Origin of the sequence: Curtobacterium sp. MCBD17_026 (assembly GCF_003234895.2) — a bacterium.
GTDB lineage: Bacteria > Actinomycetota > Actinomycetes > Actinomycetales > Microbacteriaceae > Curtobacterium > Curtobacterium flaccumfaciens.
In genome coordinates this window covers 1,261,715-1,274,810 of sequence record NZ_CP126281.1, presented here as the reverse complement: position 1 = coordinate 1,274,810, position 13,096 = coordinate 1,261,715, and the positions used below count along the sequence as shown (strand labels likewise).

Annotated in this window: 15 protein-coding genes; 6 read left to right on the top strand and 9 right to left on the bottom strand. The window is 71.1% G+C overall.

Annotated elements, in window-relative coordinates; all coding sequences use genetic code 11:
- Window positions 1-128 precede the first annotated feature (128 nt).
- The gene (locus DEI85_RS06080; RefSeq protein ID WP_110862834.1) at window positions 129-677 is read left to right on the top strand and encodes an ArsR/SmtB family transcription factor; all 549 of its coding nucleotides are present in this window, start codon (window positions 129-131) and stop codon (window positions 675-677) included.
- A complete protein-coding gene (locus DEI85_RS06075; protein WP_111124410.1) occupies window positions 674-1,903 on the top strand; it encodes an MFS transporter in 1,230 nt (409 codons plus the stop codon). Before DEI85_RS06080 ends, DEI85_RS06075 begins: the two co-directional genes overlap by 4 nt.
- On the opposite strand, the gene DEI85_RS06070 is transcribed toward DEI85_RS06075, so the two are convergent.
- Genes DEI85_RS06070 through DEI85_RS06050 form a run of 5 tightly spaced genes read right to left on the bottom strand, consistent with a single transcriptional unit; the run spans window position 1,904 to window position 6,387 of the window.
- The gene (locus tag DEI85_RS06070) at window positions 1,904-2,761 is read right to left on the bottom strand and encodes a hypothetical protein (protein ID WP_146249055.1); all 858 of its coding nucleotides are present in this window, start codon (window positions 2,759-2,761) and stop codon (window positions 1,904-1,906) included.
- A 27-nt stretch (window positions 2,762-2,788) separates the two neighbouring features.
- Window positions 2,789-4,537 (bottom strand): AMP-binding protein, encoded by a 1,749-nt coding sequence (locus DEI85_RS06065; RefSeq protein ID WP_111124408.1) that lies wholly within the window; start codon window positions 4,535-4,537, stop codon window positions 2,789-2,791.
- Between the two features lie 19 nt (window positions 4,538-4,556).
- Window positions 4,557-5,207, bottom strand: a complete 651-nt coding sequence (locus DEI85_RS06060; protein ID WP_110862831.1) for an HAD family hydrolase — start codon at window positions 5,205-5,207, stop codon at window positions 4,557-4,559.
- Complete coding sequence (locus DEI85_RS06055) at window positions 5,204-5,875, bottom strand: HAD-IA family hydrolase (protein WP_110862830.1); 672 nt, start codon at window positions 5,873-5,875, stop codon at window positions 5,204-5,206. Before DEI85_RS06055 ends, DEI85_RS06060 begins: the two co-directional genes overlap by 4 nt.
- Window positions 5,872-6,387 (bottom strand): GNAT family N-acetyltransferase, encoded by a 516-nt coding sequence (locus DEI85_RS06050; protein ID WP_110862829.1) that lies wholly within the window; start codon window positions 6,385-6,387, stop codon window positions 5,872-5,874. The genes DEI85_RS06055 and DEI85_RS06050 overlap by 4 nt, the downstream gene beginning before the upstream one ends.
- 198 nt (window positions 6,388-6,585) lie before the next feature.
- On the opposite strand from DEI85_RS06050, the gene DEI85_RS06045 reads away from it, so the two are divergent.
- Entirely contained in the window at window positions 6,586-7,269 is a 684-nt protein-coding gene (locus DEI85_RS06045) for a hypothetical protein (protein ID WP_284183453.1), read from the top strand.
- A gap of 499 nt (window positions 7,270-7,768) precedes the next feature.
- Here DEI85_RS06045 and DEI85_RS06040 read toward each other — a convergent pair whose 3' ends face one another.
- From DEI85_RS06040 to DEI85_RS06025, 4 genes are all read right to left on the bottom strand, one after another.
- Complete coding sequence (locus DEI85_RS06040) at window positions 7,769-7,990, bottom strand: cold-shock protein (protein WP_309146757.1); 222 nt, start codon at window positions 7,988-7,990, stop codon at window positions 7,769-7,771.
- A 4-nt stretch (window positions 7,991-7,994) separates the two neighbouring features.
- Window positions 7,995-9,104 carry a fatty acid desaturase family protein gene (locus DEI85_RS06035; RefSeq protein ID WP_110859361.1) on the bottom strand — a complete coding sequence of 370 codons (1,110 nt, stop codon included), beginning with the start codon at window positions 9,102-9,104 and terminating at the stop codon, window positions 7,995-7,997.
- Between the two features lie 134 nt (window positions 9,105-9,238).
- The gene (locus tag DEI85_RS06030) at window positions 9,239-10,282 is read right to left on the bottom strand and encodes a helix-turn-helix domain-containing protein (RefSeq protein WP_111123160.1); all 1,044 of its coding nucleotides are present in this window, start codon (window positions 10,280-10,282) and stop codon (window positions 9,239-9,241) included.
- Complete coding sequence (locus tag DEI85_RS06025; protein WP_111123159.1) at window positions 10,276-10,614, bottom strand: hypothetical protein; 339 nt, start codon at window positions 10,612-10,614, stop codon at window positions 10,276-10,278. The genes DEI85_RS06030 and DEI85_RS06025 overlap by 7 nt, the downstream gene beginning before the upstream one ends.
- A gap of 192 nt (window positions 10,615-10,806) precedes the next feature.
- On the opposite strand from DEI85_RS06025, the gene DEI85_RS06020 reads away from it, so the two are divergent.
- Genes DEI85_RS06020 through DEI85_RS06010 form a run of 3 tightly spaced genes read left to right on the top strand, consistent with a single transcriptional unit; the run spans window position 10,807 to window position 13,011 of the window.
- Window positions 10,807-11,595, top strand: coding sequence for a helix-turn-helix transcriptional regulator (locus DEI85_RS06020; RefSeq protein WP_110859358.1), 789 nt, complete (start codon window positions 10,807-10,809; stop codon window positions 11,593-11,595).
- Window positions 11,588-12,301, top strand: coding sequence for a GAF and ANTAR domain-containing protein (locus DEI85_RS06015; RefSeq protein WP_110859357.1), 714 nt, complete (start codon window positions 11,588-11,590; stop codon window positions 12,299-12,301). The genes DEI85_RS06020 and DEI85_RS06015 overlap by 8 nt, the downstream gene beginning before the upstream one ends.
- The gene (locus tag DEI85_RS06010; RefSeq protein ID WP_110859356.1) at window positions 12,298-13,011 is read left to right on the top strand and encodes a GAF and ANTAR domain-containing protein; all 714 of its coding nucleotides are present in this window, start codon (window positions 12,298-12,300) and stop codon (window positions 13,009-13,011) included. The genes DEI85_RS06015 and DEI85_RS06010 overlap by 4 nt, the downstream gene beginning before the upstream one ends.
- Window positions 13,012-13,096: the final 85 nt, after the last annotated feature.

Genomic DNA, 13,096 nt, shown 5'->3' with positions numbered 1-13,096 from the left:
GGGCGACAGTTCACGCGCGCGGCGGGCCGTGAACTGTCGCTGGACGCGAAAGGTCGGCGCGCAGATCGGTCCGGACAACCCCCAAAGGCCCGTTTGACGGTACCTCCCGGTCAGGAGAGCATTGCCGCATGTCCAGCCTCCAGTCCCTCCGGGCGACCGCCCACCCGATCCGGCTCCGCCTGCTGTCGCTGGTGACGAGCACCGCGATGAGCGCCGCCGAGGCCGCACGGGAGCTCGGTCTCTCACAGGCCACCGCGAGTTACCACCTGCGCGTGCTCGAACGGGCCGGACTGGTCGCCGTCGTCGAAGTCCTCCGACTCCGGGGCGGTGAGGCGAAGCGGTACCGGCACGAGTCGTCGGCACGACCGTTCGACCCCGACGGCCGATCCGGCGATGGTGGCGACGACGGTGGCGCGGACGACGTCTCGGTCGAGGACCAGCTCGTGTACGTCGAGGCCCAGGTCGAGGAACTCCGTCGACGGGTGCGACAGCGGACCACGGGGCCCGGCGTTTCCACCGACGCCGAACTGTGGGTCGGCCCCGAGACGTGGCGCCGGGTGGTGCACCACGTCGGCCAGGCATCCGCCCTGCTCCACGCAGCGGCGCAGCGCCCCCGCACTCCGGGCACCGTTCCGGTGTCGATGACCGTCTCGATGTTCCCGATGCGGCGGCCGTGAACACGCCGACCACGGGCGTCCTCGGCCACGCACCGTTCCGTTGGCTGCTCGCCGCCCGCACGGTGAGCATCCTCGGCAACGCCGTCGCCCCGATCGCGCTGGCGTTCGCCGTCCTCGACCTCAGCGGCTCGCCCGTCGACCTCGGCCTCGTCGTGGCAGCACGCTCGGTCGCGAACGTCGCCGTCCTGCTGTTCGGCGGGGTCATCGCCGACCGTCTCCCCCGTGACGTCGTGCTCGTCGTCACGTCGCTCGGTGCTGCTCTGACGCAGGGCGCTGTCGCCGTGCTGGTCCTGACGGGCACCGCCACCGTCCCGCTCCTCGTCGTCCTGAGCATCCTGAACGGTGCGGTCGCCGCGGTCAGCCTGCCGACGACCGCTGCCATGGTCCCCGAGACCGTGCCCGAGGCGCTGCTCCGCCCCGCGAACGCCGTGATCCGGTTGAGCATCAACGCCGGCACCATCGTCGGGGCCTCCGCCGGCGCCGGCATGGTGGCGCTCGTCGGCGCCGGGTGGGGTTTGGCGGTGGACGCCGCCGGCTTCGCCGTCGCTGCAGCCCTGTACGCACGGATCCGACTGCCGCGTCGCCCGTCCGTCGCACCGGCCGACCGTCCGTCGGTGATCGCGGACATCCGGGAGGGATGGGTCGAGTTCTCGGGACGACGCTGGGTCTGGACCGTGGTCGCCCAGTTCGCGGTGCTCAATGCCGCCTTCGTCGGCGCGACGACCGTGCTGGGTCCGGTGGTCGCGGACACTTCGTTCGGCAGGGCGGGTTGGGGGCTCGTCGTCGCGGCGCAGACCGTCGGTCTGGCGCTCGGAGCGCTGATCGCGCTGCGGTGGCGGCCACGGCACGCCCTCGGCATCGGCGTCGCCCTGATGGCCGTGACCGCCCTCCCCGTCCTGGCGCTCGCTGTCGCACCGGCCCTGCCGACCCTGCTCGTCGCGTTCGCCCTGGGCGGGGTGGCCATCGAACTGTTCGCGATCGCCTGGGACCACGCGCTGCAGTCGAACGTCCCCCGGGCCGTGCTGTCGCGGGTCTACTCGTACGACATGGTCGGGTCGTTCGTCGCCGTCCCGCTCGGCGAGGCCCTGGTGGGACCGCTGGCGCACGCGGTCGGGACGCCCACGACCCTGATCGGTTGTGCCGTCGTCATCGTCGTCGCCACCGTGGTCGCCGCGTCCACGCAGAGTGTCCGGCGTGTGAGCACCGAGGTGACCCTGCCGGTCTGATCAGCCCGGGGAGGCGTCCGCGGTGACCTCGTACGCCTCGAACCGGGCGTCGGCGAGGACCGCGTCGACGAGCGACCGTGACCCGGCGACGATCGTCGAGTCCCAGTCGATCTCGGTGGCGAGCACCCACTCGCGCCCCTCGGGCCAGAGCATCTGCGGGGTGTGCCCGAAGTCGACGTACGTGCCGACGCGGGCGTCGTCCGTCCAGGACGGGTCGCTGAGCTGCGGCAGGGACATGGAGAGCAGGAAGCACTCGCGGGCCGGCCACAGGAAGCGCGGACTCGCAAGCGACTCCCGGAGCGCAGCCTGCTCCCGCCGGTGCTGCGCCTGCATCCGGGCCATGTGCTCCTGCATCTCGGCGCGCTCGGCTGCCGTCGGTTCGCCCTCGCCCTGCCACCCGAAGCCCATCGTCGAGCTCCCGTTCAGGTCGCCCCACCCGTCCCAGATCGCCCCGACCAGGTCGTCCGGGGTCGACGTCGCCTCGGCGAGGAGCCCGGTGAGCGCGGCGAGTTGCGTCGGCTCGTACCAGCCCGTTTCGGGCGGATGGACGATCCAGCCGTCCTCGAAGGACAGGTCCGACTCGTCGTCCCGACCGCTGAGCGTCTGCCACGACACGAGGGGGTCGATCGTCCGACGGGTGCGCTCGGCGACGTCGGCCCAGCGCCACTCGGCCGACTCGAGGACCGGGTGCTCGTCGTACTCGTCCACGGTCGTGCGGTCTTCGCGATCCGCTCGGAGCGGGTGCAGGATCCGGACGTACGCTTCGAAGCCGGTGCCCGCGACGCCGCCGAAGGTGGCGAACGCGCCGGCCCGGGCCAGCAACCAGTCGCCGCGGGAGACGTCCTTGATCAATTCCACAGGCCGAGCCTAGGGTGCCCGTGCGGGTCAGCTCGCCTGCGGGCGGGGAACGCGGAGGCCGGGGAACTCGTCGTCCCGCCACTCCCCCTCGGCGCGCGTGCCGTTGCTCACCGACTGCTCCTCGCGCTCCCGCAGCTCCACGCGGCGGATCTTACCCGAGATGGTCTTCGGGAGCGCGGCGAACTCGACCCGGCGGACGCGCGCGTAGGCGGGGAGCGCCGTGCGCGCGTACTCCAGGACCTGCCTGGCGGTGTCGGCCGACGCCTCCCATCCGGTGGCCAACGTGACGTACGCCTTGACGACGTTGAGACGGGCGTCGTCAGGGGCCGGGACGACCGCGCTCTCGGCCACGGCCGGGTGCTCCAGCAGCGCACTCTCCACCTCGAACGGCGACACCTTGTAGTCGGAGGACTTGAACACGTCGTCGGTGCGGCCGATGAAGGTCAGCTCGCCGTCGGCGTCGCGGACGGCGATGTCGCCGGTGTGGAAGAAGCCGTCGCGCATCGACGAGGCCGTGCGGTCGGGGTCGCCGAGGTACTCGGCCATCAGGTTGACGGGCCGCTCGGTGAGGTCGAGGCAGACCTCGCCCTCGTCGCCCGGTTCACCGGACACGGGGTCGAGCAGCGTCACGGTCACGCCGGGGAGCGGCTTGCCCATCGCGCCGGGCGTCACGGCGGCACCCGGGGCGTTGCCGATGATCGCGGTGGTCTCGGTCTGCCCGTAGCCGTCGCGGATGGTCAGCCCCCACGCCGTGGCGACACGGTCGATGACCTCGGGGTTGAGCGGCTCGCCGGCCGAGATGAGCTCGCGGAGCGCCCGTGGCCGCGCACCGAGGTCGGACTGCAGCATCATCCGCCACGCGGTCGGCGGCGCGCAGAACGTGTTGACCTCGGCCCGCTCGAGCTGCGCGAGGAGTGCAGCGGGGTCGAAGCGCGCCGTGTTGTGGATGAACACGGTGGCCTCGGCGATCCACGGCGCGAAGAAGCAGCTCCAGGCGTGCTTGCCCCATCCGGGCGAGCTGATCGTCAGGTGCACGTCACCGGGCCGGACGCCGAGCCAGTACATCGTGCTGAGGTGCCCGACCGGGTACGACGTCTGGGTGTGCACGACCATCTTCGGCTTCGACGTCGTGCCGGACGTGAAGTAGACCAGGCACGGGTCGGTCGTGCGGGTGACGACGTCGGGACGGACCTCGTCGGTGGGAGCGGGGTCGCCCAGGTCGCTCGGGTACTCCGTCCACCCGTCAGCGGGACCGCCGATGACGATCCGCGTGAAGGACCCGCGGACGTCGTCGTACTTGTGCGTCTCGCCCCGGTTCGTGACGACGTGCGCCACCGAGCCCCGGTCGACGCGGTCCTGCAGGTCGGCGGTGTCGAGCATCGTCGACGTCGGCAGGATGACCGCACCGAGCTTGATCACGGCGAGCATCGTCTCCCAGAGCTCGAGCTGGTTGCCGAGCATGACGAGGACGTGGTCGCCCTGCTGCACGCCGAATCCGTGCAGGCGCGCGGCGAGCCGATCGGACCGTGCGGCCATCTCCCCGTAGCTCAGCCGCTGCTCACGACCGTCCTCCTCGACGATCCAGAGCGCGGTGCGGCTGTTGTCGGTCGCGATGACGTCGAACCAGTCGGTCGCCCAGTTGAACGTGTCGCCGACGTCCGGCCAGCGGAACCCGGCGCGTGCCGCTTCGGGAGAATCCGCGGCGAGGAGCTGGTCGCGGGCGGCACGGTACGCGGCGGTCGGGTTCACATCAGGCACGGACCGATCATGCCGCATCCCGCTCGGAGCCGATCGATCAGGCGAGTTCCCGGAGCCAGCGGTCGAGCCAGGGAATGATGCGCGAGAGGTCGTCCGCGTCTATCGCGTCACTCGCGGCCGCACGGGCCGCCGGACCCGCGTTGAGCGCCAACGCACTGGGGAGCGCCTGGAAGAGCGGGATGTCCGAGCGGCTGTCGCCGATGGCGCAGCAGTGTCCGAGCGGCACACCGAGGTCGCGAGCGAGCGCGAGCGCCCGGTCCCGCTTGTCGAACTCGTCGAAGTGCTCGGCGACGGTGCCGTCGTGGGCGCCACCGTGCTCCCCCACGCGTGGCCCGCCGTTCGGGACGAACCCGAACCGCCGCGCGAGGGAACGGGTCACGGGCTGCCACGCGAGCGACGCGAGCACGGGTTCGACGTCGTGGGCACGGCACCACGCGACGACGGTCTCGGTTCCGGGTAGCACCGGGAGGTCGTCGAGCCACCGGTCGATCGTCGCCGTGGTCGTGCCGCGCCACCCGAGTGCGTCGACCTCACTGACCTGCTGGTTGGTGAGATCGCCGTCGGCGTAGCGGAGTTCGGCGTCGTCGAGCGCGTCCTGGTGCCCGAACCGGGCGGCCAGGAAGCTGCTGCTGGAGCCGGGGCCGACGAGGGTTCCGTCGACGTCGAAGAACACGATGCCGACGGTCACTGCCGACCGCTCCCCCGCACGACCGCATCGAGCACCCGGATCGTCTCGTCGGTGTCGACGTGCAGGTGCGCCCCGATGCCGAGCGCACGTGCGGCCTCGATGTTCTCGGGCACGTCGTCCACGAAGAACACCTCGTCCGGATCCGCCCCGAGGCGCTCGAGGGTGATCCGGAACGCCTCGGCATCGGGCTTGTTCACACCGATCTCGTGGGAGTAGCAGATCGGGTCGAACACCGCCGAGAACCGGAAGCGCCGCTCTTCTTCCTCTCGGGCGCCGTCGCCCGAGTTCGACAGGATCGCGAGGCCGATCGTGCCCCGGAGTCCGGCGAGGAAGTCGTACAACGGCTGGTTCAGGGTTCCGCAGTAAGCGTCCCAGAAGTCGGCCCGTATGACGGCGAGCTGGTCGGCCGACAACCCGAGCGCCGAGCCGATCGCGCCCCAGTACCGGTCGACGACGCCGGTCTGACGGGAGGCATCGGGCAGGTCGGCCGCGACGAGGCGATCGGAGAAGTCGTCCGTCGTCATCCCGAGACGCTCGGCCCACCGCGCCCGGAAGCGTCCGGGCCAGGCGGCGTCGTCGACGAGTTCGAGCACGCCACCGACATCGAGCAGCAGCCACCGCACGACGGGCCCGGCAGCCCCGGCAGCTCCGTCCGTCCCGCCGCTCACAGCGATCCCCGTAGCTGCCGGATCATCTCGACCTCGAGTTCGCTCGGATCGAGCACGTACGCCTCGGTCGCACCCGTGGGCTCGTAGCCACGCCGGGCGTAGAAGGCCTGCGCACGGGTGTTCGCCTGGTGCACGTGCAGCCGCAGAGCCGATCCGTGCGCTGCCGCCCAGGCCTCGATCTCGTCGAGCAATCCATCGGCGACACCGGCGGCACGCCCTCGGTGCGACGGTGCGACGTAGACGCCGACCAGGAGCGGCCCGACCCGGGGGCCGGGTACGAACACCCCCATCGTCCCGAGCCACCGGCCGTCGGCGCCGATCGCGGCGAGGGTCGTCCCGCCGACGTCGTGCTCACGGCGGCCGCGTCGACGCCAGTCACGCTCCTGCATCCGCTCCGCGTCGGCGAGCCGCTCCCCGTACGCCTTCGGCGTGTCCCGGAGCATCTCCAGCCGCAGTGCCCGGACGGACTCCCAGTCGTCCTCCGTCGTCGGTCGGATCGTCGTTCCCCGCATGACCCGAGCCTAGGGGTGGCAGGCCCGGAGAACTCGTCCCAATCCGACTGGCGGACGACGCCGAATCACCTGCAACGACCGGGAAACACCCGGAGCGCTCACCAGCCGCACATCGCTGGTTCTCCACCCCACCGAGGGTGTGTTCGGCGCGCACGCAGCAGCCGCGCCGAGCGCGACAACAGCAAAGGACTGATCACGATGCGTAAGAGCCTCAAGACCTCCATCACCCTCGCCACGACCGGTGCCCTCGTCCTCGGCGGTGCCGCGTTCGGGATCTCCTCCGCACAGGCCGCCACCCCGAACGTGCACACGGTGTCCTCGTCGTCCGAGTCGAAGATCCCCGCACCCGTCGCCTCGGTCCCCGAGGTCCTCGGCGGCTCCACCGCCGTGAAGCTCGACTCCGGCTTCACCGACGCCCTCACCGCCCTGAAGCTCACCCCCGGCGTCTCCGGCGACGCGACCCTCGCCGACGGGTCGGTGTCGTTCCCGATCACCGCCGGGTCGGTCACCTACTGGTCCCCGGACGGCAACTACCGCCCCTACGTGCAGGGCCTGCTGAACCACGACGACTCGGGTCTGACCCTGAAGGCCGGCGACACCACCGTCACGCTGGAGAACTTCGTCGTGAACCCGGGCTCGTCCAAGCTCTACGGCGACGTCCTGGTCAACGGCAAGGTCGCCGCGGCCGACGCGTTCCTGTTCGAGCTGCACGGCGGCTCGCTCAAGCCCCTCCAGCTCGAGGGCGACAACGCCATCCTGACCGGCACCACCGTCCACGTCAGCGAAGACGCCGCCGGCCTGCTGAACAAGACCTTCGGCACCGACGCCGTCAAGCGCGGCCTCCTCGTCGGCACCGCCACCATCACCGCCCAGATCAAGTAACACCTGCCGCACCACCACAGTCGGCCCGGACCCCGCAGCAGCGCGGTCCGGGCCGTCGTGCGTCGTGCGCCGAGCAGAACCGGGCGTACCTGGCGGAACCGGGCATACCTGGCGGAACCGGGCGTACCTGGCGGAACCGGGCATACCGGGTGGAACCGGGCGTACCTGGTGGAACCGGGCGTACCTGGTGGGTTGTTTCGACCAGGTACGCCCCTTCTTGCGAACCAACGCGCGCGCGATGGGAAAGAACGCGCGCGATGGGAAAGAACGGGCGCACAGACGGACGGGAGGCCCGGTGCCAGCTGGCACCGGGCCTCCCGTCCGTCGTGTCCGCGCGCCGGGCCGGCGGCCCCCTGCCGGGACTCGGCCCCGCGGACAGGTTGCGGGTACCGGGACCCGCAGCCTGTCCGCGGGGCCGAGACTCGGGCTGCCGCGGCCATGCGCGCAACGAGCGACGCCCCGACCGGACCGGTCGGGGCGTCGCTCGTGGTGGTGCCGATCAGCGGATGATCGAGATGTTGTCCGCCTGCGGACCCTTCTTGCCCGGCCCGATCTCGTACTGCACGTGGTCGTCCTGGGCGAGCGGCCGGGAGCCGGTCGCCGCGACGATGCTGGAGAAGTGCGCGAACAGGTCCTGGGACCCGTCGTCGGGGTGGATGAAGCCGTACCCCTTGCTGTGGTCGAACCACTTGACGGTGCCCGTCGGCATGGCGGTCAGCACGGTGTCAGTGGATGCGCAGCTGCGCGACCATCGGGCACGCGAAGGGGTCGCGGGCGGCGAGGCCGACGCGATTGAGGTACCGGACGACGATGCCGTAGGACCGCAGCAGCGTGGTCTCGGTGTAGGGCACGTCGAGGGTGTCGCAGTGGTCACGGACGAGCAGGCGGGCCTGCTTCAGTGCCGGGCGCGGCATCGACGGGAACAGGTGGTGCTCGACCTGGTAGTTCAGGCCGCCCATCAGGAACGACACCCACCAGCCGCCACGGATGTTGCGCGAGGTGCGCACCTGGCGGGAGAAGAAGTCGACCTTCGCGTCGTGCGCGATGGTCGGCATGCCCTTGTGGTTCGGGGCGAACGAGGCGCCCATCATCACGCCGAACACGGCGAGCTGCACCCCGAGGAACGCACACGCCATCCCGAACGGCAGGAACCAGAACACGACGGTCAGGTAGATCGCGAAACGCGCCACGAGCAGGGCACCCTCGATGAGGCGGTGCTTCTTGTCGGCCTTGGTGCCGTTGCCGGTGACGATCGACATCACCGCGTAGCGGTGCAGGTTCAGGCCCTCGAGCGTCAGGAGGGGGAAGAACAGCCACCCCTGGAAGCGCATGAAGGTCTTCATCGCGCCGCCCTTGACGGCCGCGGCGTCCTCCGGCAGGAACCGGATGCCGTCGGGCGCGATGTCGGGGTCCTTGCCGACGGTGTTCGGGTTGCCGTGGTGGCGGGTGTGCTTGTTCATCCACCACGAGTAGCTGAGCCCCACGAGGAACGTGCCGAGCCAGCGGCCCGCGCGGTCGTTCCACTTCTGGGACTCGAACACCTGACGGTGCGCGGCCTCGTGCGACAGGAACGCGAACTGCGTGAACAGCACGCCCAGCGCGCCGGCCACGATCAGCTGGAACCACGAGTCACCGAGGAACGCGAACGCGACCCAGGTGAGGGCAAGACTGCCGACGAGTGCGCCGAACAGTGCCCAGTAGAAACCGGTACGACGGCGGAGCAGGCCGTTCTCCTTCACCTGCGCCAGCAGCGCGGAGTAGGTCGAGGTGCCCTTGCGGGCACCCGTAGCGGGACGAGTGCGGGTGTAACCCTGAGCGAGCGGAGTGGTGGTCATGTGGACCGCCTTCCGGTACGGATCGGTCCTTCAACCGGTTCGAGGGAGTTCACGCGAGTGCGCTTGTGGCGACCCTAGGGGCCGAACTTGCGTGTTCACCGTGGTGTCCGGAACACGTCGCGCGACACACCGGTTCAGCCCGCGTGGCGCTCCGGACCGTCTGCGCACGACCCGGACGATGCACGCAACGTCTGCCCCGGGTACTCCCGGAACCGACGGAAGTACGTCCCCGAGAACCGCCCGAGGTGCCGGAAGCCCCAGGCCATCGCGGCCTCGCTCACGCTGGTCTCGTGCCGGCTGCTGGACTCGAGGACCGCGTGCACCCGGTCGAGCCGCATCCGCAGCAGGAACGTCATCGGCGAGACGCCGTGCTCCCGCATGAAGGACGTCTGCAGGGTCCGCGGGCTCACACCCACGGCGTCGCAGATGTCGGTGAGGCACAAGGGCCGGTCGCAATGGCCCTCGAGGTAGGCCTCGGCGAGTTCGACCGTCGACGGCATCACCGCACGGCGGAGCACCGCGGGCGTCAGCACCCCGAAGGCTCGGAGCACGGCCTCGACCAGCGCGACCTGCGCACCGGTCCGGGCACCCGGGGTGAACCCGTCGCGCGTCGCGGTGACGGCCACCTGCTCGACGCACCGGCGCAGGTGTTCGAGCGCCGCGATGGCGGGCTCGGCTCCCCGGGTCGGCAGTCCCGGCGCTGCTGCTCCCAGCGACGAGCCCACCTGGTCGAGGAGCGACCGGTCGATGCTCACGAGCTGCAGCGTGCCCTTCGGGGCACGCACCGAGAACTCCCCGGACGTCGGCATCAGGACGGGCGTGCCGGGCCTGGTCTCGAGGACGACCCCGCCGTCGACGGCGACGCGGACACCGCCGGTGCTCGACCACCCGACGACGATGCGGTCGTTGGGTTGGAAGATCCCGGAGAAACCGGAGGTCGCCGACACCGTGACGAGGCTCACACAGCCGTCCCGTCGGGTCCGGTAGCGGAACCGGAACGGCAGCCGGAAGGCGTCGTCCTCGAGGTCGAAGCGCACGTCACGGCCGTGCCCGGCCTGGGCGAGCACGCGTGCCGCGAAGGCCCGGTCGGTACCGGAGCGTTCGGTGCGACGTCGGTGAGCGTCGATCCGCGCGGTGACGGTCCGGGCCGTGTCGGTCCCGTGGACCGCGGTCAGCACGGTGCCTCGTCGAGGTGCTGTCCGCAGTGGTGCTCGAACCAGGCGCGGGCGTCCTGCAGGGTGGCCCGTCGGTCGTGCTCGTGCAGCGCCGCCATGAGCGTGCAGTCGAAGCCGTCGACCGTGCGCTCGATGAACCCGAGGAGCATGTCCGGGTCACCCCAGGCGGCAGCTGCGTCGACGACGCGCCAGCACCCGGAGTCGACCGGCTGCACCCGGATGTCGGTCGGGTCCGTGGCGGCGAGCGCCCGGATCCGGTCGGTGTGGACGACCTGCTGCCAGACGACGGCATCGGTCATCCTGGTCGTGGTCGTGAAGCCCTGTCGGTGTCCCATCGCGCCTCCCTGTCGGTTCGATGTGGCGCACCGCCAGAACAGCGGCACACGAGACAGTTTCAGTATCGACAGGACACTTCCCGCAATGTCAGGGGTTGACTTCGGGCCGTACAGGGCTGATCATGCACGGCCTCGCTCGGCCTCGATCGGGCCCTGGGAGCGCACCATCGACGGTTCCCGTACGGTCGGCTCATGACCGACGGGAGCAGTGCGACCCAGGACGTCCCGCCCCGGCTCTCCCGTGCGGTACGTGACGCCCTCCGGTTCGTCCACGAGCACGCGGCGACCCACATCACGGTCGCGGACGTCGCTGCGGCCGTGCAGTTGTCGCCGCGGAGCCTGCAGAAACGGTTCCAGGCCGAGATCGGGCAGACCCCGGGGACGTTCCTCCGGGCGGTCCGGCTCGAGGGGGTGCGGCGTGATCTGCAGGCGGCTTCCGGCGCACCCGACCGGCAGACCATCGCCGAGATCGCCGAGCGCTGGCAGTTCAGCAACGCGGGCCGGATGGCCGCGGCCTTCCGTGCGGCCTACGGGATCGCTCCCTCGTCGGCGTTGCGCTCCTTCGTTCCGGAGGAGGACGAGGACGGCGCACCGAGCCTGTCGGACCGGAACCAGCGGCGCTTCCGCCTGGTGCTCGATTGCGAGGTCGACGTCGACGACCCGAAGGCCGTGCTCACCGGGGCCCTGCAGCGAGCGGGGTCCGGCCCGTGGCGCGACTACCGGCCCGACGGCGGGAGCGAGGACCTGATGGCGTTCCTGCTCGGCAACGCGGTGCGGGCGGTCGTGCGCGAGACGTCCGGCGTGAGCCTGGTCGCCCTGGACGCGATGCTCCGGGTGCAGGACGAGCAGGGGTCGTACCCGCCGGTCGAACTGCCGGCCTGGCGCGCAGGACCGCCGTCCAGCGCGCCTGCGCCGTCCGGATCGTCCGGAACGGGACAGCGCGTAGGATCGGATCACGGCAGGGAAGGCGACCATGGATGACGCATTCGAGCGTGCACTCCGTGCGCTCCGGTCGGCGGACATCGCCGACGACGAACTCAGTCGGCCGATCGCGCTCGCGCTGCCGATGGGCGGCGTCGCGATCTCGACGTTCGGTGAACTCTGCCCCAGCGAGACCGTCTCGGCGACGGACCAGGTCGCCGTCCGCGTCGACGAGATCCAGTTCGACCTGTCCGAGGGCCCGTGCTGGGCCGCCCTGGCGAAGGACGCCCCGGTCCTGGAGACCGACGTCGTCCGTCATCCGAACGCCGCGTGGCCCGCCTTCAACGAGGCCGTCCGGAGCGAACCGGTCGGTGCGGTCTTCGCGTTCCCGGTCGCGTTCGGCCCGTTCCCGCTCGGCGCGGTCGACGTGTACGTGCCGCGGCCCGCCACGATCGAGGACGACACGGTGCGGCAGGCCATGACCCTCGCCTCGGCCGTCAGCCGCCGGGTCCTCCGCAGAGCCCTCCGCTCGATCGCGGACGAGGACGACGCCCTGCTCGACCGGAGTCCCTCGTCGCGTCGCGTGGTGCACCAGGCCACCGGGGTCGTGCTCGCGCAGCTCGACATCAGCCCCGAGGACGCCTACCTGCTGCTGCAGGGCCACGCGTTCGCCCGTCGGAGGACGATGCGGCGGGTGGCGGAGCAGATCCTGGACGGCACGGTCCGGTTCGAGAAACGAGGCGACCTGATCGAGGAGGTCCAGTGACGACGGCAGGCAGAGAAGCACAGATCCTCGAGACGTTCACATCGCTCGCCGACACCCTGGTGGATGCGTACGACGTCCTGGAGCTCCTGCAGACCCTGGTCGAGACCTGCGCCGACGTGCTCGGCATCGACGCCGCGGGCATCCTGCTGGCGAACGACGACCAGGAGCTCGAGGTCGTGGCTTCGACGTCCGAGGCCACCCGGCTCGTCGAGGTCCTGCAGCTCGACGCCGAGGCCGGCCCCTGCATGACCTCGTTCGCGACCGGACGGGCCGTGACGTGTCCGGACATCGAGTCGGCACCGGCGGAGTGGGCGATGTTCCGCACGGGTGCGCTCGCGCTCGGGTTCCGGTCGGTGCACGCCGTCCCGCTGCGGCTGGGGAGCAACGTCATCGGCACGCTCAACCTGTTCGGTGTCGGCCCCGGTTCCCTCGGGGAGACGGACCTGCGCGTCGCCCGGGCCCTGGCCGACGTGGCGACGATCGGCATCCTGCACGAACGGTCCCTGCGCGAGCACGAGGTCGTCCGCGCACAGTTGCAGCGCACGATCGGCTCGCGTGAGGTGATCGAGCAGGCCAAGGGTGTCGTGTCGTACCTGCGGGGCGTCTCGATCGAGGACGCCTTCGCCGTGATCCGGGGGTACGCGCTCGAGCACCACGAAGCACTCTCCGAGGTCGCCCGCGCGATCGTGCAGCGCCGACTCGTCCCCTGACGAGCAGGCCGGAGCGCGCCTGAGCACGCCCCGTCGACACCGCTGGCCCGGTCGGTCCGCCGGACCCCGACCCTCCGCCCGCTAC

Excerpts from the sequence above, each read along its gene's own strand:
- DEI85_RS06080 (WP_110862834.1), top strand. The coding sequence starts at position 129 with ATGTCCAGCCTCCAGTCCCTCCGGGCGACCGCCCACCCGATCCGGCTC.
- DEI85_RS06065 (WP_111124408.1), bottom strand. The coding sequence starts at position 4,537 with ATGCGGCATGATCGGTCCGTGCCTGATGTGAACCCGACCGCCGCGTAC.
- DEI85_RS06050 (WP_110862829.1), bottom strand. The coding sequence starts at position 6,387 with ATGCGGGGAACGACGATCCGACCGACGACGGAGGACGACTGGGAGTCC.
- DEI85_RS06045 (WP_284183453.1), top strand. The coding sequence starts at position 6,586 with ATGCGTAAGAGCCTCAAGACCTCCATCACCCTCGCCACGACCGGTGCC.
- DEI85_RS06035 (WP_110859361.1), bottom strand. The coding sequence starts at position 9,104 with ATGACCACCACTCCGCTCGCTCAGGGTTACACCCGCACTCGTCCCGCT.
- DEI85_RS06025 (WP_111123159.1), bottom strand. The coding sequence starts at position 10,614 with ATGGGACACCGACAGGGCTTCACGACCACGACCAGGATGACCGATGCC.
- DEI85_RS06020 (WP_110859358.1), top strand. The coding sequence starts at position 10,807 with ATGACCGACGGGAGCAGTGCGACCCAGGACGTCCCGCCCCGGCTCTCC.
- DEI85_RS06015 (WP_110859357.1), top strand. The coding sequence starts at position 11,588 with ATGGATGACGCATTCGAGCGTGCACTCCGTGCGCTCCGGTCGGCGGAC.